The sequence below is a fragment of the Erwinia sp. V71 genome, assembly GCF_965644245.1.
GTDB lineage: Bacteria > Pseudomonadota > Gammaproteobacteria > Enterobacterales > Enterobacteriaceae > Erwinia.
In genome coordinates, this window is sequence record NZ_CBFFRK010000035.1 from 12,718 (window position 1) to 34,667 (window position 21,950).

Here is a 21,950-nt window from a genome sequence, read left to right on the forward strand (position 1 = left end):
GGTAGTCAGAGTGAACGATCTATATACCGCCGATGGCGTGATGGATAAACATTCGCTGTGGCAGCGATACGTACCGCTGGTGCGCCATGAAGCATTGCGCCTGCAGGTACGGCTGCCCGCCAGCGTCGAACTTGACGATCTGCTGCAGGCAGGAGGTATTGGTCTGTTAAATGCCGTGGAGCGCTATGACGCGTTACAGGGCACAGCCTTTACCACTTACGCCGTGCAGCGCATCCGGGGTGCGATGCTGGATGAATTGCGTAGCCGTGACTGGGCTCCACGCAGCGTGCGCCGTAATGCGCGCGAAGTGGCCAGTGCCATGCACCAGGTTGAGCAGGCTCTGGGACGCTCAGCCACAGAACAGGAAGTGGCTGCACAACTCGATGTGTCACTTGAGGAGTACCGGCAGATTCTGCTGGATACCAACAACAGCCAGCTGTTTTCTTACGACGAATATCGTGAAGAACACGGTGACAGCGCGGAGCTGGTGACGGACGGCCATGAAGAGGCTAATCCGCTGCACCAGTTGATGGAAGGGAATCTGCGTGAACGCGTCATTGAAGCGATTGAGGCTCTGCCTGAACGCGAAAAAATGGTGCTGACACTTTATTACCAGGAAGAACTGAATTTGAAAGAGATTGGCGCGGTTCTGGAAGTGGGTGAGTCCCGCGTAAGCCAGCTGCACAGTCAGGCGATCAAACGCCTGCGCGCCCGGTTAACGGGAGCGCGCTGACAAAGTCAGTTCTCGCTCTCAAAATAATAACCGGGGACTCTTGAATGGGAACCAAGTCAAAAACCAGGCCATTAAGCCGATATTTGAAAGATTACAAACACAGTCAGAGTCACTGTTCCCATTGCGGTAAAGTGTTAGACAGAATGGCATTGGTATTTCGTGGTCAGATAATCAATAAAGAAACTATCTCCCGGATGGACCAGCTGATCGACGATCAGGTGTGGCTGAAATTACAGAACGAACTGACAGCGTTATGTCGTTTTTGCAGCGATATTTATTGCAACACACATCCTAATTACTTCGATATCATGGCGTTCAAACAGTACCTGTTTGAGCAGACGGAAATGAGCCATAGCACGATCCGCGAGTATGTGGTGCGATTGCGCCGCCTCGACGATATGCTGTCGGCGCGTAATTTCCCGGCAGAAAAATTGCGTGGCAACAGCTGGCACGAGTGCCTGGAAAACGATCTGCCGGATGCCGGCAACAATAACTATCGTATCGCCCTGCGCAAATACGATCAGTTCCTTGGCTGGCAGCGTAACTAAGCACGTTAATTATCTGGAAGGTGACCTTTGGGTCATCTTCTGCAACACTGTAAGGATAACTGCAAACGTTTCTGCCGGAGGCGACGTTGTCCTTACACAATCTGCACCAATTTCCCCGTCTCGAACTGATCGGTCTACCGACCGCGTTAGAGTACCTTCCCCGACTTTCTGACTATCTCGGTCGCGATATCTTTATTAAGCGCGATGACGCCACGCCACTGGCGATGGGCGGCAATAAACTGCGTAAACTCGAATTTCTCGCTGCCGATGCGCTGCGTGAAGGGGCTGATGTGCTGGTCACTGCCGGAGCCATTCAGTCGAATCATGTGCGCCAGACGGCAGCGGTGGCGGCGAAGCTGGGGCTGAAATGTGTCGCGCTGCTGGAAAACCCGCTTGGCGATGCCGCCGTTGCCAACTATCACAGCAACGGTAACCGACTGCTGCTGGATCTGTTTGATACCGAAATCGTACCTGTCGATGTGCTCGACGCGCCGGATCGTCAGCTGGAAGAGCAGGCGACGCGGCTGGAAGCGCAGGGGTTCCGTCCTTATGTGGTGCCGGTCGGCGGCTCTAACGCACTGGGGGCGCTGGGCTATGTTGAATGTGCGCAGGAGATTGCCAGCCAGAGCGAAGGGGTGCTGGATATTGCTGCCGTGGTGGTGGCATCCGGCAGTGCGGGGACGCATGCGGGGCTGGCGGTCGGGCTGGAGCAGCTGCTGCCGGACACCGAACTGGTCGGCGTGACTGTCTCGCGCAAAGTGGCCGATCAGCTGCCGAAAGTGCAGCAGCTGCAGCAGGCACTGGCAGAGAAACTGGAGCTGAAAGCCCGTGCGCCGATCACCCTCTGGGATGACTATTTTTCCCCGCAGTACGGTGTGCCGAATGAAGAGGGAATGGAAGCGGTGAAGCTGCTGGCTCGGCTGGAGGGCATCCTGCTCGATCCGGTGTACACCGGTAAAGCGATGGCGGGACTTATTGATGGCCTGAGCCAGAAACGTTTTCGCCGTGAAGGGCCGATTGTGTTTGTCCATACCGGCGGTGCACCGGCGTTATTTGCTTATCATCCTTCGGTCTAAGCTGATGGTGAAAAACGCCCTATAATCCGGGCGCTACAGACAACAGGTCATGTCAATGCACGGTGTTGACCATCTCGGGCGGCGCGACTGCCGCCTTTAAAAACAACAGCAATAATGGGGTAGATATGAATTTCTCATTAGTACGTCGCCAGCTGGTGATGGGTGTGATGGCCGTGGCGCTGGTCGCCGGTTTTAACGCCAAAACCTTTGCTGCAGAACAACTGCTGGATAAAGTGAAACAGCGCGGTTCGCTGCTTGTGGGCCTTGAAGGCACCTATCCGCCATTCAGCTTCCAGGATGAAAATGGCAAGCTGACCGGTTACGAAGTCGAATTCGCCCAGGCGCTGGCGCAGCATCTGGGCGTGAAAGCCGACCTGAAACCGACCAAATGGGACGGTATGCTGGCATCGCTGGATTCCAAACGCATCGATGTGGTGATCAACCAGGTCACCATCTCCGACGAGCGTAAAAAGAAATATGATTTCTCCACCCCTTACACCGTGTCCGGCATTCAGGCGCTGACCAAAAAAGCGAATGCGGGCAGTATCACCAAACCGGAAGATCTGAACGGCAAGAAAGTTGGCGTGGGTCTGGGCTCCAACTATGAGCAGTGGCTGCGTGAACATGTGCCGCAGGCCGATGTGCGTACCTATGATGATGACCCGACCAAATATCAGGATCTGCGTGTAGGCCGTACCGATGCGATTCTGGTTGACCGTCTGGCGGCGCTGGACTTGGTGAAGAAAACCGGCGACACCCTGGCGGTAGCAGGCCCGGCATTCTCACGTCAGGAAGCGGGTGTTGCGGTGCGTAAAGGCAACGAGGATCTGGTGAAAGCGATCGACAACGCCATTGCCGAGATGCAAAAAGACGGCACGCTGGCGAAACTGTCGCAAAAATGGTTTGGCGCGGACGTCACTAAATAATGCAGGAAAGTATTCAACTGGTGCTGGATTCAGCACCTTTTTTACTGAAAGGCGCCGTCTTTACGCTGCAGCTGAGTATCGGCGGCATGTTCTTCGGGCTGATCCTCGGCTTTCTGCTGGCGCTGATGCGCCTGTCGTCGTTCTGGCCGCTCAGCTGGCTGGCGCGTTTCTACGTGTCGGTTTTTCGCGGCACGCCGTTAATCGCTCAGCTGTTTATGATTTACTACGGCCTGCCACAGTTTGGTATTGAACTGGACCCGATTCCGTCGGCAATGATTGGTCTGTCGCTGAATACTGCGGCGTACGCCTCTGAATCCCTGCGTGGCGCGATTGCCGCCATTGAACGGGGTCAGTGGGAAGCCGCCGCCAGTATTGGTATGTCGCCGTGGCAGACGCTGCGCCGGGTCATTTTACCGCAGGCAGCGCGCACCGCGTTGCCGCCACTGGGTAACAGCTTTATCAGCCTGGTGAAAGATACCTCGCTGGCTGCCACCATTCAGGTGCCGGAGCTGTTCCGTCAGGCACAGCTGATCACGTCACGCACGCTGGAAGTGTTCACCATGTATCTTGCCGCCTCGCTGATTTACTGGGTGATGGCGACCCTCCTGTCCGCACTGCAGAACCGGCTGGAAAACCATGTTAATCGTCAGGATCGGGAGTCAAAATGAGTGCCATCGAAGTCAGTAAACTGGTGAAGCAGTTTAATGGGCAGACGGTGTTACATGGCATCGATCTTGAGGTCAGTTCCGGCGAAGTGGTGGCGATTATCGGCCCCAGCGGTTCCGGTAAAACCACCTTACTGCGCAGCATTAATCTGCTGGAAACCCCGGACAGCGGCACCATTCAGGTGGGCGATATCCTGATTGATGCCGGGCAACCGCTGAGCAAGCAGAAACTCAAGGTGCGCCAGCTACGCCAGCAGGTCGGCTTTGTGTTCCAGAACTTCAATCTGTTTCCGCACCGCTCAGTGCTGGAAAATATTATTGAAGGACCGGTGATTGTGAAGGGGGAAAACCGTGATGAAGCGGTGGCGCGCGCGCGTCAGTTGCTGGAAAAGGTCGGGCTGCACGGTAAAGAACAGAGTTTTCCGCGTCGTCTGTCTGGCGGACAGCAGCAGCGTGTGGCGATCGCCCGTGCGCTGGCGATGCGCCCGGAAGTGATTCTGTTCGATGAACCGACCTCAGCACTGGACCCGGAACTGGTGGGCGAAGTATTGAATACCATCCGCGCGCTGGCACAGGAGAAGCGCACCATGGTGATCGTCACCCATGAGATGAGCTTTGCCCGTGATGTCGCCGATCGGGCGATATTTATGGATCAGGGCAAAATCGTCGAGCAGGGACCGGCAAAACAGCTGTTCAGTCATCCACAGCAGGCGCGTACCCGGCAGTTCCTCGATAAATTCCTCAATAACTGATGGACCTGGCGGCGCGGGGAAAGTCTGAAAAATCACGCGCCGCCATCCCGTATAACAGGCCTGTATGCAGGTGGCTTCATTCTAACTGACTGATTTTGCAGGTCCATTCGATACTTTTTAAGACAATAGCTAAAGCTATTGCGCATGCGTTTCGCTAATAATCCCCGGCATAAGTATGACAATAACGCGTGACGTTACGCATTTTGCTTTACACACAGCCGGAGTGAACACCATGCATAACTCTAAAACAGAAGAAATTCTGTGGATCAACACGCTTAAAGGCGCCTGCATCCTGCTGGTGGTGCTTTATCACGTGGTCTCACCGGGATTTGAAAATACGCTGCACTATCTCACTGCGGGCACGCTGGTAGCGAAAGTCTGGATTGTCTTTAACAACGTCCTGTCGCCACTGCGGATGCCGGCTTTCTTCTTTGTGTCCGGGCTGCTGGCCGCGCGGGCGATCCTGTATAAGTCGTGGCGTGAGGTGTTTACCAGCCGTGTGACGAACCTGCTGTATCTCTATCTGTTATGGGGCGTGATTCAGTGGCTGTCGATTTACGCGATTTCCACCGGCATTACCGGGCAGCGCCTGTCGGATAATGTCAATGCCGCCTGGGCGGATTCGCCACAGCAGTTTATTGAACTGATGCTGGTGGCGATGAGCAGCTCCTGGTATCTGTATGCGCTGGCGCTGTTTTTCCTGCTGGCAAAACTGTTCTGTCCGTACCGGCTGCCACTGCTGCTGGCGGCCGTCGCCCTGAATTATGCGGCGGTGGGCGATATGATCCCGGGCTGGGGACTGGCGAGTCTGGCGCAATACTTCATTTACTTTCTGACCGGGGTGTTTTACAGCCGTGAAATGATTCACCTGAGCGAGTGGCGGCGTGGCAATACCGGGCGCTGGTTATTGCTGCTGGGGCTGGCGGTGGGGCATATCTGGCTGGGACTGGAGAAAAGCCTGTTTCTCTGCCTGTTGTCGATTGCCGCCTGCATTGCGCTGGCGCGTAAGCTGAATAAATATCTCGATTTATCCTGGCTGAACTGGGTGGGACGTAACACCCTGCAGATCTACGTGCTGCATCGCATCTTTATCGAGTATTTCGGTATGACGGCGATCCTGTTTGCGCTGCACCATCAGCTGTTTGCTTATCCGCTGTTTTCGCTGCTGTGGGCGGTCGGTTTTCCACTGGCGATGGTGGCGCTGTGCAGCGCCTGTTCGATGGCCGTATGGACGCTGCTCAATCGCGGGATGGGCAAATCGCTGTTTATCTATCCAAAGCTGCTGCGGATGAAATTTGATCTGTAACTGTGTGGTGCGGGCAGGGAGGTCCGCCAGGTAAAAATGGCGAATTCTGTTAGCCTGTGGTGCGTGGCTATGGCAGCCTGTGCAGGCTAAAAAACGTGAAAATCAGGATGTTACTGCTACAGGGAGGTGCCGATGTTTAATACTCCGATTGGCCGTCAGGTGGTGCAGACGTTGCCGCAAAGCAGCGATAACGTGAGTATGACGCCGCAGGGTTCTGAGCTGAAGCAGCATCTTCTGGGAACAGGCAATACATCTCAGTCATCACAACATGCCGTTTTTCTGGCAGGTGGTTCGCGTCCCGATTCACCCACGATGCTGACGACAACCGTACAATCTTACCCGCCAGCGCCATTCAGAGAGGCATCTGCGTTGCCAGAGATACCCGCACAAAGCAGTATAGGTGTGGTGAATACCGGCGAAAACGTGACGCCAGCGCAGACGGCACAGGCACTTAAGGCATGGCTGGCGCAAGCCATAACATACCCCGCGAAGCAGCCGGTTGGTGTCTTCTTTGCCCACCATGGTGTAAAAAGCTGGCACCATTATGCTAACCGTCATGGTTTGAACAAAAACGGCGAACTTTTTCTGGCCAACCAGGCGTTGCATCAGGAAAGACGGCAGCAACCGTTCAGCCCCCGTTCGCTGGTTGAAGCATTGCTGACGTGGGATAAAATGTCGCCCGACGAACGGAGGCATCGTACGCTAAGGCATTATTTCGGATCGTGCGGTATTGAGAATCGCAGCATCGGCCTCTATGCCACTGTGCAGGATGGGGTCACTGATAAAGGCTGGGCGCTGATTATTGCCGAGCGCACTGAGGAACAGCAGGAAGATAATACAGGATTTCTGCGCCTGACCTCCGCACTGGATTGTTTACTGCAGTTTGCCGACTGCCGGGCGCTGCAGCTGCGGGATTTTGCTGTGGCGACGAAGGTCAGCTACGGCATGGTGAGAAGATACTGGGTCGCCAGGCGTGCGTTATCGGAATCAGGTAAGGCGTTTTACCATAAAAACAAAGGACTGCAGGCGGCGCTGCTGAAATGGAAAAATGCGTCGCAGGATCAACGTGAGCGCTGGACACTGCATAAGTTTGCCTGGCAACACCGTATTGCTCAGTTTTCCTGGCATCGCTATGCCTGCATCGAGATGAGCGGACTGACAAATGTCGGCGAAGCGCTACTGAATGTGCCCGGGCCAGAGGCATTAAGGCAGGATGTGCTGGCGTTTCTGCAAAGAAGACAATGTAATGAACAGGCGCTGGCGATAACAGACTCGCTGTCACCTTCACCGACAGTGGCCGTTATGGTGCAGAGTGCAACGCAGCCCGGCGCTGGCACGCCGCTGATGGCGGTTAAACAGGAACCGGCCGACAGTGACGCAGACGAAAGTTGCTGGGAACCTTCCGATGAGCGCCTGCATCTGGCGTTAAAGAAAAACGGCCCGCTGCTGGCCGATCCGCGTGATCCGACGCGCAGCATTACCGCTGACGTATTTAAGCACAGCGAACTGAAGCTGTTTTATGCTCCAGGGCTGGATGCCAGCCTGAAACAACAGTCGGCACGTTTTCAGAAACAATTCTTGCGCGACGCTAAAAACTTTATCCACTGGCTGATCAAAACGGACGGCAGCAGGCAGGATAATTACTTAAAGCATTATGTTAACGAGCCGGAAATCACTTTTATTGCTGACCCGCAGCATCCTGATACCGATATTCCTGCACCTGCAGGTATCGGGCTCACCGCTCGGATAGATATCAAACCTTTTACTATCCTTGGCGGCTACAATGGCGTCCTGCTGAGCAATGAGGCCGATATTCAGCACGAGCAACGCAAGATCGGTGCTGAACGTAGCCTGGCACACAGCTGGGCGGCACCAGAGAATCAGGATGGGCCGCGAATCGTCACCTCCGCGTTTCTCAATGCAGGTTTGCTGACGCTGGTAAATACCAATCAGATGGCGGGAATGCCGTTGCTCAATGAGCAGGGTATTGCCGGCGATAAGGGTAATAATCTCTCCGTCATCTTTGTGGATAATTTTTTTCCCGTTTATGTCACCATCAAAGAAATAACTGCGGGGGACCGGCTGTTATTGCCCTACGGCAGAGGTTTCAACCCGCTGGCGGTCAAACAGGAATCGCTGGCCTGTGATGATGAAGCGATAGTGGCACGTTACTATCAACAGCCGCTGATTATTCAGGACGGCGCAGGTAACGAGCTCAGAGGCTACAACAGCGCAGGGGAACAGTGCGCACAGCAGCGGCCGCTTCGTCGCACGCTGATTCTGCGCCAGCGTTATGATACGACCGGAAAGGTCTGGTATGACGCGGTCAGTCACGACGGGCTGCGGCTGGCAACCAGCCCGGATAATGACGACAACATCTGGCATGCGCTGGCCTGTGCGTTAGCACCAAAAGCGCCCACCAGCAGCCTGGCTGGCAGCATGGCACACCTCAAAAGTATTGTCGCGGATGAAAAGAAAAAGCAGGGCGCGTAAGGCTCTCAGCGAGAGCAGCAGCAGGCTGCAGAAAGCCTGCTGCTGTTGTCTTTAGCCAATCGTCATCAGACTGGCATTCCCCCCCGCCGCCGCGGTGTTGACGCTCAGTGAGCGCTCCAGCAGCAGCCGTTCCAGCAGAAGATTGCTTTCTCCCCGGGCGAAGCCCTGTACGGAAACAATTGCCCCTTCACGCGCCGCAACCTGTGTGCAGAGTTCACGCAGCTGATCCGCATCACCATGATAAATCACCGCATCAAACGCCACCGTGGCGGCCAGCACATCCGGTGCAAAGTCGATACGCTGCTGCACCACAGCAGGCAGGGTGGCGAACAGCGCGCGCGCGGCCGCCTCTTCCCGCCACAGCGCGCGGCTGCCGACGCTGGTGACCGCGGCCAGCTGAATCAGTCGGTCATCATCGTTATCCGCCAGACACAGCACACGTTCACGTGGCAGCAGGGCGTAGCTGTTGCGTTCACCGGTTGGCCCGCAGAGCTGGCGCACCGTACCGCCCTGCGCCAGTTCACCATAACGCTGGCAGATGTTCGCCAGTTGTGGCTTATCCGCCGCCCAGCTGCTGAGTGCGCGATGTGCCGCCTGCAGCACATCACGGAGTGCAGTATCGTGTGGCTGCTGCGCATCCTGGCGTTCCAGTGTGGCGTGCAGGGCATCGTCCGGGCGTTCGGCCAGCAGACGGCAAAGATACAGTGGCCCGCCAGCTTTCGGCCCGGTGCCCGACAGACCTTCGCCGCCAAAGGGCTGTACACCGACCACCGCGCCAACCATATTGCGGTTAACGTACAGGTTACCGACCTGCGCAGTCTGCGTGACCTGGTTGATGGTTTCATCGATGCGGGTGTGCACGCCAAGGGTTAAACCATAACCGGAGGCGTTGATTTGCCCGACCAGCGCAGGCAGCGTATTGCGCGCGTAGCGCACTACATGCAGCACCGGGCCAAACACCTCTTTATCGAGGTCGCTGACCGTCTCCAGCTCAATCAGCGTTGGCGGCACAAAGGTGCCCTGCGTCCACTCTTTGCTGTCCTGTGCATGCGGGCGTGCGGCCTGCCATACTGTGTGACCTTTGCTGCGCATTGCCTGGATATGGCGTTCAATACCGGTTTTGGCTTCGGCATCAATCACCGGACCAATATCCGTCGACAGACGTTCCGGGTTGCCCATACGGCACTCGGCCATTGCACCGCGCAGCATGGTCAGCGTATGGTCGGCGATATCCTCCTGCAAGCACAACAGTCGCAGCGCCGAGCAGCGCTGTCCGGCGCTGTCGAAGGCGGAGCTGATAATGTCTGTCACGACCTGCTCGGTCAGGGCGGAGGAGTCGACGATCATCGCATTCATCCCACCGGTTTCGGCAATCAGCGGAGTAGGGCGGCCCTGCGGATCGAGACGTCCGGCGAGGGTACGCTGCAGCAGGGTGGCGACTGCCGTGGAACCGGTAAACATCACGCCACGTACGCGATTATCCTGGGTCAGCTGAGCGCCAACCGTTTCCCCCTGACCTGGCAGCAGCTGAAGCACACCGCGCGGCACGCCAGCATCATGCAGGATTTCCACGGCACGGGCGGCAATCAGCGGGGTCTGTTCTGCCGGTTTCGCCAGCACACTATTGCCGGCAGCCAGCGCGGCCGCAATCTGACCACTGAAGATCGCCAGCGGGAAGTTCCACGGGCTGATACACACCACGGGCCCCAGCGGACGGTGACTCTCATTGGCAAAGTCATCACGCACCTGACCGGCGTAATAGCGCAGGAAATCGACGGCTTCACGCACTTCGGCAATGGCGTTGCTGAAGGTTTTTCCGGCTTCACGCACCAGAATCCCCATCAGCTGCTGCATCTGGCCTTCCATCAGCATGGCGGCGCGTTCAAGGATTGCGGCGCGCTCGGCAGGCGGTGTGGCGAACCAGATCGGCCCGGCGCTCACGGCGGCATCCAGTGCTACAGCGACTTCGGCTTCGCTGGCTTCGCGCACTTCACCGACAATATCTTTCGGTTCTGCCGGGTTAATCACCGGGCGCGCGAGGCCTGGCGTCGCGCTGCCGTCAATCATCGGTTGCGCCCGCCATTGCTGACTGGCGCTGTTCAGTAGCGCACTGGAGAGCGAAGCCAGACGATGCTCATTCGCCAGATCCAGCCCGGCGGCATTTTGCCGTTGTGCGCCATACAGATCGCGCGGCAGCGGGATTTTGGGATGCGGCAGACCGACAGCGCCTTCCGCCAGCGCCAGTTTTTCCACGGCGCTGACCGGGTCAGCCACCAGTTCATCCAGCGGCAGGCTGGCATCGGCGATACGGTTGACAAATGAGGTATTGGCACCATTTTCCAGCAGGCGGCGCACCAGGTAGGCCAGCAGCGTTTCATGAGTGCCCACCGGGGCATAAATACGGCACGGCCGGTTGAGTTTACCCTCGGCGACTTTGCCGACCACCTGCTCATACAGCGGTTCACCCATGCCGTGCAGGCACTGGAATTCATATTGTCCAGGATAGTAGTTATTGCCTGCCAACTGGTAAATCGCCGCCAGCGTATGGGCGTTATGGGTGGCGAACTGCGGGTAGATCAGATTTGGCGATGCCAGCAGCTTGCGCGCGCAGGCGAGATAGGCGATATCGGTGTACACCTTGCGGGTATATACCGGATAGCCTTCGAGTCCGTCCAGCTGCGCACGCTTGATTTCGCTGTCCCAGTAGGCGCCTTTTACCAGGCGGATCATCAGGCGGCGACGGCTGCGCTGAGCGAGATCGGTCAGCCAGTCAATCACCAGCGGGCAGCGTTTCTGATAGGCCTGGATAACAAAGCCGATGCCGTTCCAGCCTTCCAGTTCCGGTTCAAAGCACAGCCGCTCCAGCAGATCCAGCGACAGCTCCAGCCGGTCTGCTTCTTCGGCATCAATATTAATGCCGATATCGTACTGACGCGCCAGTAACGTCAGGGATTTCAGCACCGGATACAGCTCATCCATTACCCGCTCATATTGCGCACGGCTGTAACGCGGATGCAGCGCAGACAGTTTGATGGAGATCCCCGGGCCTTCATAAATCCCCCGGCCGTTAGAGGCTTTACCGATAGCGTGAATCGCCTGCTGGTAAGAGAGCAGATAAGCACTGGCGTCGGCAGCGGTCAGCGCTGCTTCGCCGAGCATATCGTAGGAGTAGCGGAAACCTTTCTCCTCCAGCTTGCGCGCATTAGCCAGTGCTTCGGCAATGGTTTCGCCGGTGACAAACTGCTCGCCCATCAGACGCATCGCCATATCCACGCCTTTGCGGATCAGCGGTTCACCGCTTTTGCCAATGATCCGGTTCAGCGCGTGTGACAGGCTGGCTTCATTGTGGGTGGACACCAGACGCCCGGTAAACAGCAGTCCCCAGGTGGCGGCGTTAACAAACATTGACGGGCTGCGGCCAAGGTGCGACTGCCAGTTGCCGTTGCTGATTTTGTCGCGGATCAGCGCATCACGGGTCGGTTTGTCCGGAATACGCAGCAGGGCTTCCGCCAGACACATCAGCGCCACCCCTTCCTGAGAAGAGAGGGAGAACTCCTGCAGCAGACTTTGCACCATGCCAGCGCGTCCGCCTGCACTCTTTTGGTTCCTCAGCTTCTCTGCCAGACCATAAGCCAGCTGGTGGGTTTTCTCTGCCAGTGGGGCAGGCAGACGTGCCTGATCCAGCAGCATCGGCACCGCTTCCTGCTCCGGGCGACGCCAGGCAGCAGTGATGGCGGCGCGGGTGACCGACTGCGGTAAAATGTGTTCGGCAAAATCGAGGAAGGGTTGCGGGAAGGCTTCTGCCGGGGCGTCATCCTGTTCATCAGCCTGTGCCGGTAGTGTGCCTTCCGGCAGGGCGTGACCGTTTTCCAGCTGATCTAAGTAGTTGAAAATGGCCTGTTTAATCAGCCAGTGTGACGTGCGATCAATCTTCTGTGCCGCCAGTTTAATCCGGTCACGTGTCGCGTCATCCAGCTTGACGCCCATGGTAGTTGTGGCCATGCCTTACACACTCCTAAGGTAAAAAAATAACAAGAGATAATAGCAATATCACTGATGTTGCAACTTTGTGCAACCGAGTTGATTGTGAGCCGGTTAACAGCCCGAAAAGTTAATCTGATGTTAACCGAAAAAATCGGCATGGATATTGCTGCAACACTCCTGCTCGCGTGCAATGCTGCTAATACCTGGAAAATAAAAGGTTACTGATAGTGCAACCGTGAAAGTTGTGATCAGGTGCAACCTATTAACTTTTTTTTAACGATTGCAGGTGAATGGCTGGCGGGAGTTGTGTTAAATCGATTGTGCCCTTGCGCGCTTTGCGGCAGGATACCGCGCCTCGGGGTCATCAGGTTGTCATGTCGCTTTGTTCCGGCGCTGACGGTAAGGGATAACGACCCCAGGCAATAATTGATAAGGAAGGTGCGATTTAATCATTCAAAGTTCTGTTCATGACTACAATGATTGCCGTTCATCTATCGTTTTCAGTGTTTTGGGCGGTTCTTTGTTCATTTACCATACGATGACAGGACGAAAAAATGGTTCCCATCGAATTAATCGCACCTTCCATAATAAGTGGAGAAAGCAGGATGACTGTAAGTACACCGATGATGGTGACCTTTATTGTTTATATCTTTGGCATGGTATTGATCGGTTTTTTCGCTTATCGCTCGACGAAAAACTTTGATGACTATATTTTAGGCGGCCGCAGTCTGGGCAGCGTGGTGACGGCGCTGTCAGCGGGCGCATCGGATATGAGCGGCTGGCTGCTGATGGGCCTGCCAGGGGCGATTTTCCTCTCGGGGATTTCGGAAAGCTGGATCGCCATTGGTCTGACGCTGGGCGCGTGGCTGAACTGGAAAATTGTCGCCGGACGTCTGCGCGTGCAGACCGAGCACCATGATAACGCCCTGACGCTGCCGGACTTCTTCTCCAGCCGTTTTGAAGATAACAGCAAGCTGCTGCGGGTGATTTCGGCGCTGGTGATTCTGGTGTTCTTCACCATCTACTGTGCTTCCGGCATTGTCGCCGGTGCGCGTCTGTTTGAAAGCACCTTTGGTATGAGCTACGAAACAGCACTGTGGGCCGGTGCGGCGGCGACCATCGCCTATACCTTTATCGGTGGCTTCCTGGCGGTGAGCTGGACCGATACCGTGCAGGCCAGCCTGATGATTTTCGCGCTGATCCTGACGCCGGTGATCGTGATTTTCGCCGTCGGTGGTCTCAGCGATTCACTGCAGGTGATTGAGGCGAAAAGTCTTGAGAACCTCAATATGCTGAAAGGGCTGAATTTTGTCGCGATTATTTCGCTGCTGGGCTGGGGGCTGGGTTACTTTGGTCAGCCGCATATTCTGGCGCGCTTTATGGCGGCAGACTCTCACCGTTCAATGAAAGCAGCACGCCGTATCGGTATGACCTGGATGATTCTGTGCCTGGCGGGCGCGGTGGCCGTGGGCTTCTTCGGTATCGCCTATTTCCAGAACCATCCTGAGCAGGCCGGCAATGTGGCGGAGAACGGCGAGCGTGTGTTTATCGAGCTGACGCGTATTCTGTTTAACCCATGGATTGCCGGTATCTTGCTGTCAGCGATTCTGGCAGCGGTGATGTCCACTCTGAGCTGTCAGCTGCTGGTGTGCTCCAGCGCATTAACCGAAGACCTGTATAAAAACTTCCTGCGCAAGAATGCCAGCCAGCGCGAGCTGGTGTGGGTAGGGCGCATGATGGTGCTGCTGGTGGCCGTGATTGCCATTCTGCTGGCGGCGAACCCGGACAACCGCGTGCTGGGGCTGGTGAGCTATGCCTGGGCGGGCTTTGGTGCGGCCTTTGGTCCGGTGGTGCTGTTTGCTGTGTGCTGGTCACGCATGACACGTAATGGCGCGCTGGCGGGGATGATTGTCGGTGCGGTGACCGTGCTGGTGTGGAAGCAGTACGCATGGCTGGATCTGTACGAAATTATTCCAGGCTTTATCTTCGGCAGCATCGCGATTGTGGTGTTTAGTCTGCTGGGTAAAGCACCTTCAGCAGCGCAGCAGCAGTGTTTTGCCGCGGCAGAAGCGGAATATCAGGCGGATTAAGTCACGTCGCCTGGCTGGCTGCACCCGTTGCTCCTTCCCTCATGGTGTGGGGATGGTTGGGATCGGGGGAGGGGATATCAGTCCGGCGATTTGCTCAGATCGCATCTTCCCTGTGCCATCGAATTCTCCTCCAGCCCCCGTTTTTACGGGGGTTTTTTTTGTGCCATCGCCCGGCAAACTGGCAAATTTGCGGGCCGGGCTCTTGTATTTTTTATGGCGATAATGATAATCGATCTCGTCTTTGTTTTACGATTCTTTACTTACCATTGACCGTGTTTCACATTTGAGGTGGCAGGCATGTTTGTTCCTTTTCTGATTATGCTGCGTGAGGGATTAGAGGCAGCACTGATTGTCAGTCTGATTGCCAGCTATCTGAAACGTACCCAGCGCAGCCAGTGGTTTGGCGCGATGTGGATTGGGGTGGTGATCGCGGCGGCGCTCTGCCTGGCGGTGGGTGTGTTTATCAATGAAACCACCGGCGAATTCCCGCAGAAGGAGCAGGAGTTGTTTGAAGGCATCGTGGCCGTGATTGCGGTGTGCATCCTGACGTATATGGTGTTCTGGATGCGTAAGGTGTCGCGCAATGTGAAGGCCCAACTGGAAGACTCCGTGGACCAGGCGTTGCAGAAAGGCAGCAATAATGGCTGGGCGCTGGTGCTGATGGTGTTTCTGGCGGTGGCGCGTGAAGGGCTGGAATCGGTCTTCTTCCTGCTGGCCGCGTTCCAGCAGGATGTCGGTATCGCGCCGCCGATTGGCGCGTTGCTCGGTCTGGCAACCGCTGTGGTGCTGGGCGGCGTCATCTACTGGGGCGGTGTGCGCCTCAACCTGGCGCGTTTCTTTAAGTGGAGCGGCCTGTTTATTCTGTTTGTCGCCGCGGGCCTTGCCGCCGGTGCTATCCGTGCTTTCCATGAGGCGGGTCTGTGGAATCACTTCCAGGACATCGCTTTCGACCTGAGTAACTCACTCTCAACTCACACCCTGTTCGGTACGCTGCTGGAAGGCATTCTCGGCTATCAGGAAGCCCCGAGCGTCAGTGAAGTTGCGGTCTATTTCATCTATCTGATCCCGGCATTGTTGCTGTTCTTTATGCCAGCGCGGCCAGCGTCTTCCGTTGCCGGAAGCACGCGTTAAGCGAAGTTAAACCATCTTTAAAAGGGAAATTGTATGACTATTCGTTTTCGCCGCAAGGCGCTGTACGTCGCGCTGTTGGCGATCTCTGCTGCATCCACTGCTGCTCAGGCTGCGGACGTTCCGCAGGTCAAGGTGAGTGTGAATGACAAACAGTGTGATCCTATGACCCTGACGGTGGACGCCGGTAAAACCCAGTTCATCATCAAAAACGACAGCCAGAAAGGGCTGGAGTGGGAGATCCTGAAAGGGGTAATGGTGGTGGAAGAGCGTGAGAATATCGCGCCAGGCTTTACGCAGAAACTGACCGCCAACCTCGAAGCCGGTGAATATGACATGACCTGTGGTCTGCTGAGCAACCCGAAAGGCAAGCTGATTGTGAAAGCGAATGGCGCGAAGGTGAATGACGGCAAGACGGATGTGCTGCAGCTGGTCGGGCCGATCGCGGAATACAAAGTGTATGTCACCAAAGAAGTGGAACAGCTGGTGGCAGGCACCAAAGCCTTTACCGATGCGGTAAAAGCCGGTGATATCGCCAAAGCGAAAGCGCTGTTTGCACCAACCCGTCAGCACTACGAACGTATTGAGCCGATTGCCGAGCTGTTCTCGGACCTGGATGGCAAGATCGATGCACGTGAAGACGACTACGAGAAGAAAGCCGAAGATCCCAACTTCACCGGTTTCCACCGCCTGGAAAAAGCCCTGTTTGGCGACAACACCACCAAAGGCATGGAGGCATTTGCTGACCAGCTGTATAACGATACGCTGGAGCTGCAAACCCGCATTAATGAACTGGCATTCCCGCCGGGCAAAGTGGTGGGTGGCGCGGCTGGCCTGATCGAAGAAGTGGCCGCCAGCAAGATTTCTGGTGAGGAAGATCGCTACAGCCGTACCGACCTGTGGGATTTCCGTGCCAACGTTGATGGCGCGCAGAAGATAGTGAACCTGCTGCGTCCGCTGCTGGAAAAAGCCAATCCGCAGCTGCTGGCGAAGGTGGATGCTAACTTCAAAAAAGTGGACAGCATCCTCGACAAATATCGCACCAAAGACGGTTATGAGTCTTACGAGAAGCTGACTACCGCTGACCGTAATGCGCTGAAAGGCCCGATTACTTCACTGGCCGAAGACCTGTCGCTGCTGCGTGGGACCTTAGGTCTGGACTAACACGAAATGACAAAACAGTCTGACGACGCGACCATGACGTCGCGTCGACGTTTGTTAAAAGGTATGGGCATCCTGAGCGGTGCCCTTGCTGTTGGTGGTGGCTGCCCGGTTGCGGCAGCCGCAGAGGCAGCCGCGCAGGATAAGGCATTCTCACCGGGTGCGTTATCGCCTAATGCACGCCTGGAGGAACAGCCATTTTATGGCCGTCACCAGTCCGGTATCGTGACACCGCAACAGGCGGCGATGATGCTGGTGGCTTTCGATGTGCTGGCGACGGACCGGAACGATCTGCAGCGGCTGTTTCGTCTGCTGACCGAACGCATCGCTTTTTTAACCAAAGGTGGTCAGGCGCCGCTGGTGACCAATCCGCAGTTGCCGCCAATGGACTCCGGTATTCTCGGTGACACCATTTATCCCGATAACCTGACCATCACCGTCTCGCTGGGCACCTCGCTGTTTGACGAACGTTTTGGTCTGCAGACGCTGAAACCGCGTAAGCTGCAGGCGATGACGCGTTTCCCTAACGATGCGCTGGATGCCAGCCTGTGCCATGGCGACCTGCTGCTGCAGATTTGCGCCAACACCAATGACACGGTGATCCATGCGTTGCGCGATATTATCAAGCATTCGCCAGATTTACTCAGCGTGCGCTGGCGGCGGGAAGGGTTTATTTCCGACCATGCCGCGCGCAGCCGGGGTAAAGAGACGCCGATTAACCTGCTGGGCTTTAAGGATGGCACTGCCAACCCGAACACCGCGGATCAGGCGCTGATGGATAATATCCTGTGGGTGGGGGCTGAACAGGACGAACCGGCCTGGACCGCAGGTGGCAGCTACCAGGCGGTGCGAATTATCCAGTTCCGTGTTGAGTTCTGGGACCGCACACCGTTGCGTGAACAGCAGACCATTTTTGGTCGCGAAAAGCACAGTGGTGCGCCGCTCGGTATGCAGCATGAACATGATGTGCCTGATTACACCCAGGACCCGGACGGCGAAGTGATCCCGCTGGATGCGCATATCCGGCTGGCGAACCCGCGCACCCGGCAAACCCAGAACAGCCTGATGCTGCGCCGGGGCTATAGCTATTCACTTGGCGTCTCGAACTCAGGCCAGCTGGATATGGGCTTATTATTTGTCTGCTACCAGCATGATTTAGAAAAAGGCTTTTTAACGGTACAAAAACGTTTAAATGGCGAAGCGCTGGAAGAGTATATCAAGCCGATTGGTGGCGGTTATTTTTTCGCCTTGCCAGGTGTGCCTGATGATAAACATTATCTGGCGCAGGGATTGCTGGAAGCCTGATACTGAACGCCGGTTGCGTGGTAGTCACCGGCGTTAATTTGACGTTATGACCCCGCCGACATTATTTGACATCAATTATCCGCCCTGATTTTTCTGTTATTCGTGTAGTTAACACCTTGTTTAACTTCAATAAACTGTTTTATGGCTAATAATGCCAGTGTAATGCATCGTTTTTCTCTGCATTAAACGTAAAAATAATGTTGCATTCGACCCGGATTCTGTTGCACTTTATTCATAGCGGTAGGCAGTTCTGTGATAAGTATCACCCGGAGATCGCGAATGGTAAAAGTTGTACCAATGCAATTATGTTTCCAGCCCTGTTCTAGCGCTTTTTCTCGCGAGGGTTTCTCTCCCTCAACGATATTCTCTACTCTCCTCTGTTTTCAAATTGATACCCATTTTCCGGTGCGTAATATGCTGCGGCCTCTGTACGCATGTTCATCAATGGCTATGCAAGGCTTAAAAGGAAGCCACGACCTCTAAAGCGTTCACGTAATCGCTTCTCTTACCGGTGTAAGAGGGCGGGAAATGAAACCAACTGTAAGGTGCCACTATGGGAAGACAGAAAGCAGTGATCAAAGCGCGTCGTGAAGCAAGACGTGTGCTTCGCAGCGATTCACGCAGTCATCGTCAGCGTGAAGAAGAATCGGTCACCTCGCTGGTGCAGATGGGTGGGCTGGATGCAATTGGTATGGCGCGTGATACCCGCGACCAGTCGCCGATTGAAGCCCGAAATGAAGCTCAGGCGCACTATCTCAACGCCATAGAAAAGAAACAGCTGATCTTCGCCACCGGCGAAGCGGGTTGCGGTAAAACCTGGATCAGCGCTGCCAGGGCGGCAGAGGCCCTGATACAAAAGGATGTTGACAGGATAATTGTTACGCGTCCGGTACTTCAGGCGGATGAGGACCTGGGCTTCCTGCCCGGTGATATCTCTGAGAAGTTTGCGCCTTACTTCCGGCCGGTGTATGACGTTCTGGTTAAACGTCTGGGTTCTTCCTTTATGCAGTACTGCCTGCGGCCGGAAATCGGCAAGGTAGAGATCGCGCCTTTTGCCTATATGCGCGGGCGTACTTTTGAAAATGCCGTGGTGATCCTTGATGAGGCGCAGAACGTCACCGCCGCACAGATGAAGATGTTCCTGACCCGTCTCGGGGAAAATGTCACCGTGATTGTGAATGGCGATATTACCCAGTGTGACCTGCCGTCCCATGTGCAATCCGGGCTGAGTGATGCGCTGGCGCGTTTCCGTGAAGATGAAATGGTCGGGATTGTTCGCTTTGAAAAAGAGGATTGTGTGCGTTCGACGCTCTGTCAGCGCGCGCTGATGGCTTATAGTTAGTTGAGTGAGTCTGTAGGTATGTAGCCGCAAAAGCCCGGACGTGAGTTCGGGCTTTTTTATTGTGTTCACGGGGAGGATGGTGCCCGGTCGTTTCAGAAGGTTCGGCGATGCTAAGGCGTTGGATGGGGAAGGGATTCAGCGCCTTTGGCGCTGCAAAACGGCTGAGCCGTTTTGTCGAACCCTTGAGGTCAAGGCTTCTCACCCTTCCTCCACGGGTTCCGGGCAAAAAAAATGCCTGAACGTGAGTTCAGGCATTCTCTTCGAATATGGCGGTGAGGAAGGGATTCGAACCCTTGATACGTTGCCGTATACACACTTTCCAGGCGTGCTCCTTCAGCCTCTCGGACACCTCACCATATTGTTAGCGTCACCACCCGCAGGGGGCAACGGGGCGCTACTATAGGGAGTCGTGCGGTTACGGTCAAGCAGATTTTTTCCCTTTCGATATATTCGGTTAAGCCTTAACCATCAGGGTTTAATGACTTCACCCGCGCCGCGTAGCTTTTACGCAGTTTCTGCAGTTTTGGTGGGATCACCGCCAGGCAGTAACCGTTCTGCTGACCGCGTCCGCTCCAGTAATCCTGGTGGTAACCTTCCGCCGGATACCATTCGCCCGTTTCAATGGTGGTGACCACCGGTTCCTGATGATCCTGCTGCGCGCGCTGAATCGCGGCTTCGGCTTCAGCACGTTGTGCGTCGCTGAGCGGGAATATCGCCGTGCGATACTGGGTGCCCATGTCGTTACCCTGGCGGTTCAGCTGGGTGGGATCGTGAGTGGCAAAGCTGATGTCCAGCAGATCGCCATAGTGCAGCTTTTCCGGGTCAAAACCGATGCGAATTGCTTCCGCATGACCGGTTTCACCGCTACAGACCTGCTCATAGGTGGGGTTCACCGTATGGCCGCCAATATAGCCGCTTTCGACTGACTCCACGCCAATCACATCTTTAAAGACCGCTTCGGTGCACCAGAAACAACCACCGGCGACAATTGCGTATTCAGTTGCCATCGTCAGACTCCTGCCTGTTACTCTGTTCAGTTCTTCGTAGGGTTTATTGTAGACACGTCCCGGCGCGCGGCACCAGTACCACAGGTGCTATCGGCGCCCATCTGCTCACTCTGCCATCAGGCAAACCAGAACCAGGCGCGGGTGATCAGCTGATTTTCGACGGTAAAGATGGCGATGCTTTCAAGCGGCTGTTCACTGAGGCCATAAATCAGTTCGTGATCAAACACCTAGTTGCCGAGCACGGTGCGTGATACCAGCTCAGCGCGCAGCGCCGGGTTATTAAAACGCTGGCTGGCGTAGAACTCGCGCAGGACGGCTTTACCTGTAGATGACGGCGCTTCTGCCGGCATGCGCCAGGCGGTAAAGTCTTCGCTAAAACAGGCGAGGAAGGCGTCCAGATCGTGGGCGTTATACGCGTCAAACTGTTTAGCTACCGGATCAATGACAGACATGATGAGTTCAGTTCCTTTGGTTGTGGCTCGCTCAGGGCGGCAAGCAGTTTCAGCATACCGCGTGTCAGCGGTTTATCCTGGCGCATCACTGTGCCCAGGGTACGGTTCAGTGGCGGCTGGAGTGAACAGACGGTCAGCCCGGCCTGTTGTGCGGCGGCGCTGACCGACATACGCGGCACAATGCTGTACCCCAGTCCTGCTCTCACCATCTGCTTAATCGCCTCGATATTGCCCAGCGCCATAATCGGGTTAATGCGTTCTCCGGCCAGTGTAAACCACTGGTCGATCAGCTCACGGGTACTGCTGCCGGATTCAAACACGATCATCGGCAGATGCTGCAGGTAGCTGGCGTCAGCTTCCGCCAGTGGTGCGCCGTTATGTGCAGCAAAAATGGCCACCATCTCATCCTGGATCAGCGGTGTCAGCGCGACGTTTTTGCCCTGCGCTGGCAGGGTGACCAGGCCGATATCCAGACGATTGTCCTCCACCGCCGAGACCACCTGGCGGGTATTGCCAGTGGTGACCACAATATTCAGCAGTGGATACGTCTGATGCAGGCGCTGCAACAGCGGCGGCAGCAAATGGATGCAGGCGGTCGCGCCGGTGCCAAGGGTAATCGTGCCGCTAATCTCCTGCGCATGGCTGGCGACGGCCTGACAGGCGGCGGCAATGGCGTCGTCAATCTGTTCACTGTGCGCCAGCAGCGACTGGCCTGCCGCTGTGGCTTTCACGCCTCTGCCACTGCGTTCCACCAGACGTGACTGGAAAAAGTGTTCCAGCTGGCGGACCTGCTGGCTGACGGCGGGCTGCGACAGACCCAGCTGCTCTGCGGCGGCGGAGAAACTGCCGCGGGCGATAACCAGGCGAAAGGTGGCCAACTGCTCCAGGTTCAGCATTGCCATCAGGTACTTCGCGAATTCAGATAATAAGTGCAACGCTTGGTCATGTGGATGGAGGGACGGTTAGCTACCGATAAGCTATC

16 protein-coding genes, 1 tRNA gene and 1 pseudogene are annotated in these 21,950 nt (G+C 55.9%); 13 read left to right on the top strand and 5 right to left on the bottom strand.

From position 1 onward, the window contains the following. Window positions 1-10 precede the first annotated feature (10 nt). The 8 genes from ACSZO1_RS10020 (at window position 11) to ACSZO1_RS10055 (ending at window position 8,499) form a co-directional block, all read left to right on the top strand. Entirely contained in the window at window positions 11-733 is a 723-nt protein-coding gene (locus tag ACSZO1_RS10020) for an RNA polymerase sigma factor FliA (protein WP_437612061.1), read from the top strand. A 44-nt stretch (window positions 734-777) separates the two neighbouring features. Continuing rightward, complete coding sequence (fliZ, locus tag ACSZO1_RS10025; protein ID WP_437612062.1) at window positions 778-1,281, top strand: flagella biosynthesis regulatory protein FliZ; 504 nt, start codon at window positions 778-780, stop codon at window positions 1,279-1,281. 86 nt (window positions 1,282-1,367) lie between these two features. After that, window positions 1,368-2,357 carry a D-cysteine desulfhydrase gene (dcyD, locus tag ACSZO1_RS10030; protein ID WP_437612064.1) on the top strand — a complete coding sequence of 330 codons (990 nt, stop codon included), beginning with the start codon at window positions 1,368-1,370 and terminating at the stop codon, window positions 2,355-2,357. Between the two features lie 125 nt (window positions 2,358-2,482). Then, entirely contained in the window at window positions 2,483-3,283 is an 801-nt protein-coding gene (tcyJ, locus tag ACSZO1_RS10035; protein ID WP_437612066.1) for a cystine ABC transporter substrate-binding protein, read from the top strand. Next, window positions 3,283-3,951 (top strand): cystine ABC transporter permease, encoded by a 669-nt coding sequence (gene tcyL / locus ACSZO1_RS10040; protein WP_437612068.1) that lies wholly within the window; start codon window positions 3,283-3,285, stop codon window positions 3,949-3,951. Before tcyJ ends, tcyL begins: the two co-directional genes overlap by 1 nt. Further along, window positions 3,948-4,700 carry an L-cystine ABC transporter ATP-binding protein TcyN gene (gene tcyN / locus ACSZO1_RS10045; RefSeq protein ID WP_437612070.1) on the top strand — a complete coding sequence of 251 codons (753 nt, stop codon included), beginning with the start codon at window positions 3,948-3,950 and terminating at the stop codon, window positions 4,698-4,700. Before tcyL ends, tcyN begins: the two co-directional genes overlap by 4 nt. Before the next feature lie 232 nt (window positions 4,701-4,932). Next, on the top strand, window positions 4,933-6,006 hold the full coding sequence (locus ACSZO1_RS10050) for an acyltransferase family protein (protein ID WP_437612072.1): 1,074 nt from the start codon (window positions 4,933-4,935) through the stop codon (window positions 6,004-6,006). A 132-nt stretch (window positions 6,007-6,138) separates the two neighbouring features. After that, complete coding sequence (locus tag ACSZO1_RS10055; RefSeq protein WP_437612074.1) at window positions 6,139-8,499, top strand: hypothetical protein; 2,361 nt, start codon at window positions 6,139-6,141, stop codon at window positions 8,497-8,499. A gap of 51 nt (window positions 8,500-8,550) precedes the next feature. On the opposite strand, the gene putA is transcribed toward ACSZO1_RS10055, so the two are convergent. Beyond that, window positions 8,551-12,501 (bottom strand): trifunctional transcriptional regulator/proline dehydrogenase/L-glutamate gamma-semialdehyde dehydrogenase, encoded by a 3,951-nt coding sequence (gene putA / locus ACSZO1_RS10060; protein ID WP_437612076.1) that lies wholly within the window; start codon window positions 12,499-12,501, stop codon window positions 8,551-8,553. A 587-nt stretch (window positions 12,502-13,088) separates the two neighbouring features. On the opposite strand from putA, the gene putP reads away from it, so the two are divergent. The 5 genes from putP (at window position 13,089) to phoH (ending at window position 19,509) form a co-directional block, all read left to right on the top strand. Continuing rightward, window positions 13,089-14,573, top strand: coding sequence for a sodium/proline symporter PutP (gene putP, locus ACSZO1_RS10065; RefSeq protein ID WP_437612077.1), 1,485 nt, complete (start codon window positions 13,089-13,091; stop codon window positions 14,571-14,573). A 297-nt stretch (window positions 14,574-14,870) separates the two neighbouring features. Beyond that, window positions 14,871-15,704, top strand: a complete 834-nt coding sequence (gene efeU / locus ACSZO1_RS10070; protein ID WP_437612079.1) for an iron uptake transporter permease EfeU — start codon at window positions 14,871-14,873, stop codon at window positions 15,702-15,704. A 33-nt stretch (window positions 15,705-15,737) separates the two neighbouring features. Beyond that, complete coding sequence (efeO, locus tag ACSZO1_RS10075; RefSeq protein ID WP_437612081.1) at window positions 15,738-16,865, top strand: iron uptake system protein EfeO; 1,128 nt, start codon at window positions 15,738-15,740, stop codon at window positions 16,863-16,865. A 6-nt stretch (window positions 16,866-16,871) separates the two neighbouring features. After that, window positions 16,872-18,167, top strand: a complete 1,296-nt coding sequence (gene efeB / locus ACSZO1_RS10080) for an iron uptake transporter deferrochelatase/peroxidase subunit (RefSeq protein ID WP_437612083.1) — start codon at window positions 16,872-16,874, stop codon at window positions 18,165-18,167. A gap of 553 nt (window positions 18,168-18,720) precedes the next feature. Continuing rightward, window positions 18,721-19,509: a phosphate starvation-inducible protein PhoH gene (phoH, locus tag ACSZO1_RS10085; protein ID WP_437612085.1), complete on the top strand. Its 789-nt coding sequence runs from the start codon at window positions 18,721-18,723 to the stop codon at window positions 19,507-19,509. A gap of 267 nt (window positions 19,510-19,776) precedes the next feature. Here phoH and ACSZO1_RS10090 read toward each other — a convergent pair. The 4 genes and pseudogenes from ACSZO1_RS10090 to ACSZO1_RS10105 form a co-directional block, all read right to left on the bottom strand. Beyond that, window positions 19,777-19,864, bottom strand: a tRNA-Ser gene (locus ACSZO1_RS10090). Window positions 19,865-19,970: 106 nt separating this feature from the next. Beyond that, on the bottom strand, window positions 19,971-20,516 hold the full coding sequence (gene msrA / locus ACSZO1_RS10095) for a peptide-methionine (S)-S-oxide reductase MsrA (RefSeq protein ID WP_437612087.1): 546 nt from the start codon (window positions 20,514-20,516) through the stop codon (window positions 19,971-19,973). A gap of 116 nt (window positions 20,517-20,632) precedes the next feature. Next, a pseudogene (locus ACSZO1_RS10100) lies at window positions 20,633-20,968 on the bottom strand (nuclear transport factor 2 family protein). After that, complete coding sequence (locus ACSZO1_RS10105) at window positions 20,947-21,870, bottom strand: LysR family transcriptional regulator (RefSeq protein WP_437612091.1); 924 nt, start codon at window positions 21,868-21,870, stop codon at window positions 20,947-20,949. Before ACSZO1_RS10105 ends, ACSZO1_RS10100 begins: the two are co-directional and overlap by 22 nt. Window positions 21,871-21,950 lie beyond the last annotated feature (80 nt).

Bases quoted from the DNA above. Each gene is read 5' to 3' on its own strand.
- phoH (WP_437612085.1), top strand. From the start codon at position 18,721: ATGGGAAGACAGAAAGCAGTGATCAAAGCGCGTCGTGAAGCAAGACGT.
- ACSZO1_RS10050 (WP_437612072.1), top strand. From the start codon at position 4,933: ATGCATAACTCTAAAACAGAAGAAATTCTGTGGATCAACACGCTTAAA.
- efeO (WP_437612081.1), top strand. From the start codon at position 15,738: ATGACTATTCGTTTTCGCCGCAAGGCGCTGTACGTCGCGCTGTTGGCG.
- fliZ (WP_437612062.1), top strand. From the start codon at position 778: ATGGGAACCAAGTCAAAAACCAGGCCATTAAGCCGATATTTGAAAGAT.
- putP (WP_437612077.1), top strand. From the start codon at position 13,089: ATGACTGTAAGTACACCGATGATGGTGACCTTTATTGTTTATATCTTT.
- efeU (WP_437612079.1), top strand. From the start codon at position 14,871: ATGTTTGTTCCTTTTCTGATTATGCTGCGTGAGGGATTAGAGGCAGCA.
- tcyL (WP_437612068.1), top strand. From the start codon at position 3,283: ATGCAGGAAAGTATTCAACTGGTGCTGGATTCAGCACCTTTTTTACTG.
- ACSZO1_RS10055 (WP_437612074.1), top strand. From the start codon at position 6,139: ATGTTTAATACTCCGATTGGCCGTCAGGTGGTGCAGACGTTGCCGCAA.
- efeB (WP_437612083.1), top strand. From the start codon at position 16,872: ATGACAAAACAGTCTGACGACGCGACCATGACGTCGCGTCGACGTTTG.
- ACSZO1_RS10105 (WP_437612091.1), bottom strand. From the start codon at position 21,870: ATGGCAATGCTGAACCTGGAGCAGTTGGCCACCTTTCGCCTGGTTATC.
- tcyJ (WP_437612066.1), top strand. From the start codon at position 2,483: ATGAATTTCTCATTAGTACGTCGCCAGCTGGTGATGGGTGTGATGGCC.
- msrA (WP_437612087.1), bottom strand. From the start codon at position 20,516: ATGGCAACTGAATACGCAATTGTCGCCGGTGGTTGTTTCTGGTGCACC.
- tcyN (WP_437612070.1), top strand. From the start codon at position 3,948: ATGAGTGCCATCGAAGTCAGTAAACTGGTGAAGCAGTTTAATGGGCAG.
- putA (WP_437612076.1), bottom strand. From the start codon at position 12,501: ATGGCCACAACTACCATGGGCGTCAAGCTGGATGACGCGACACGTGAC.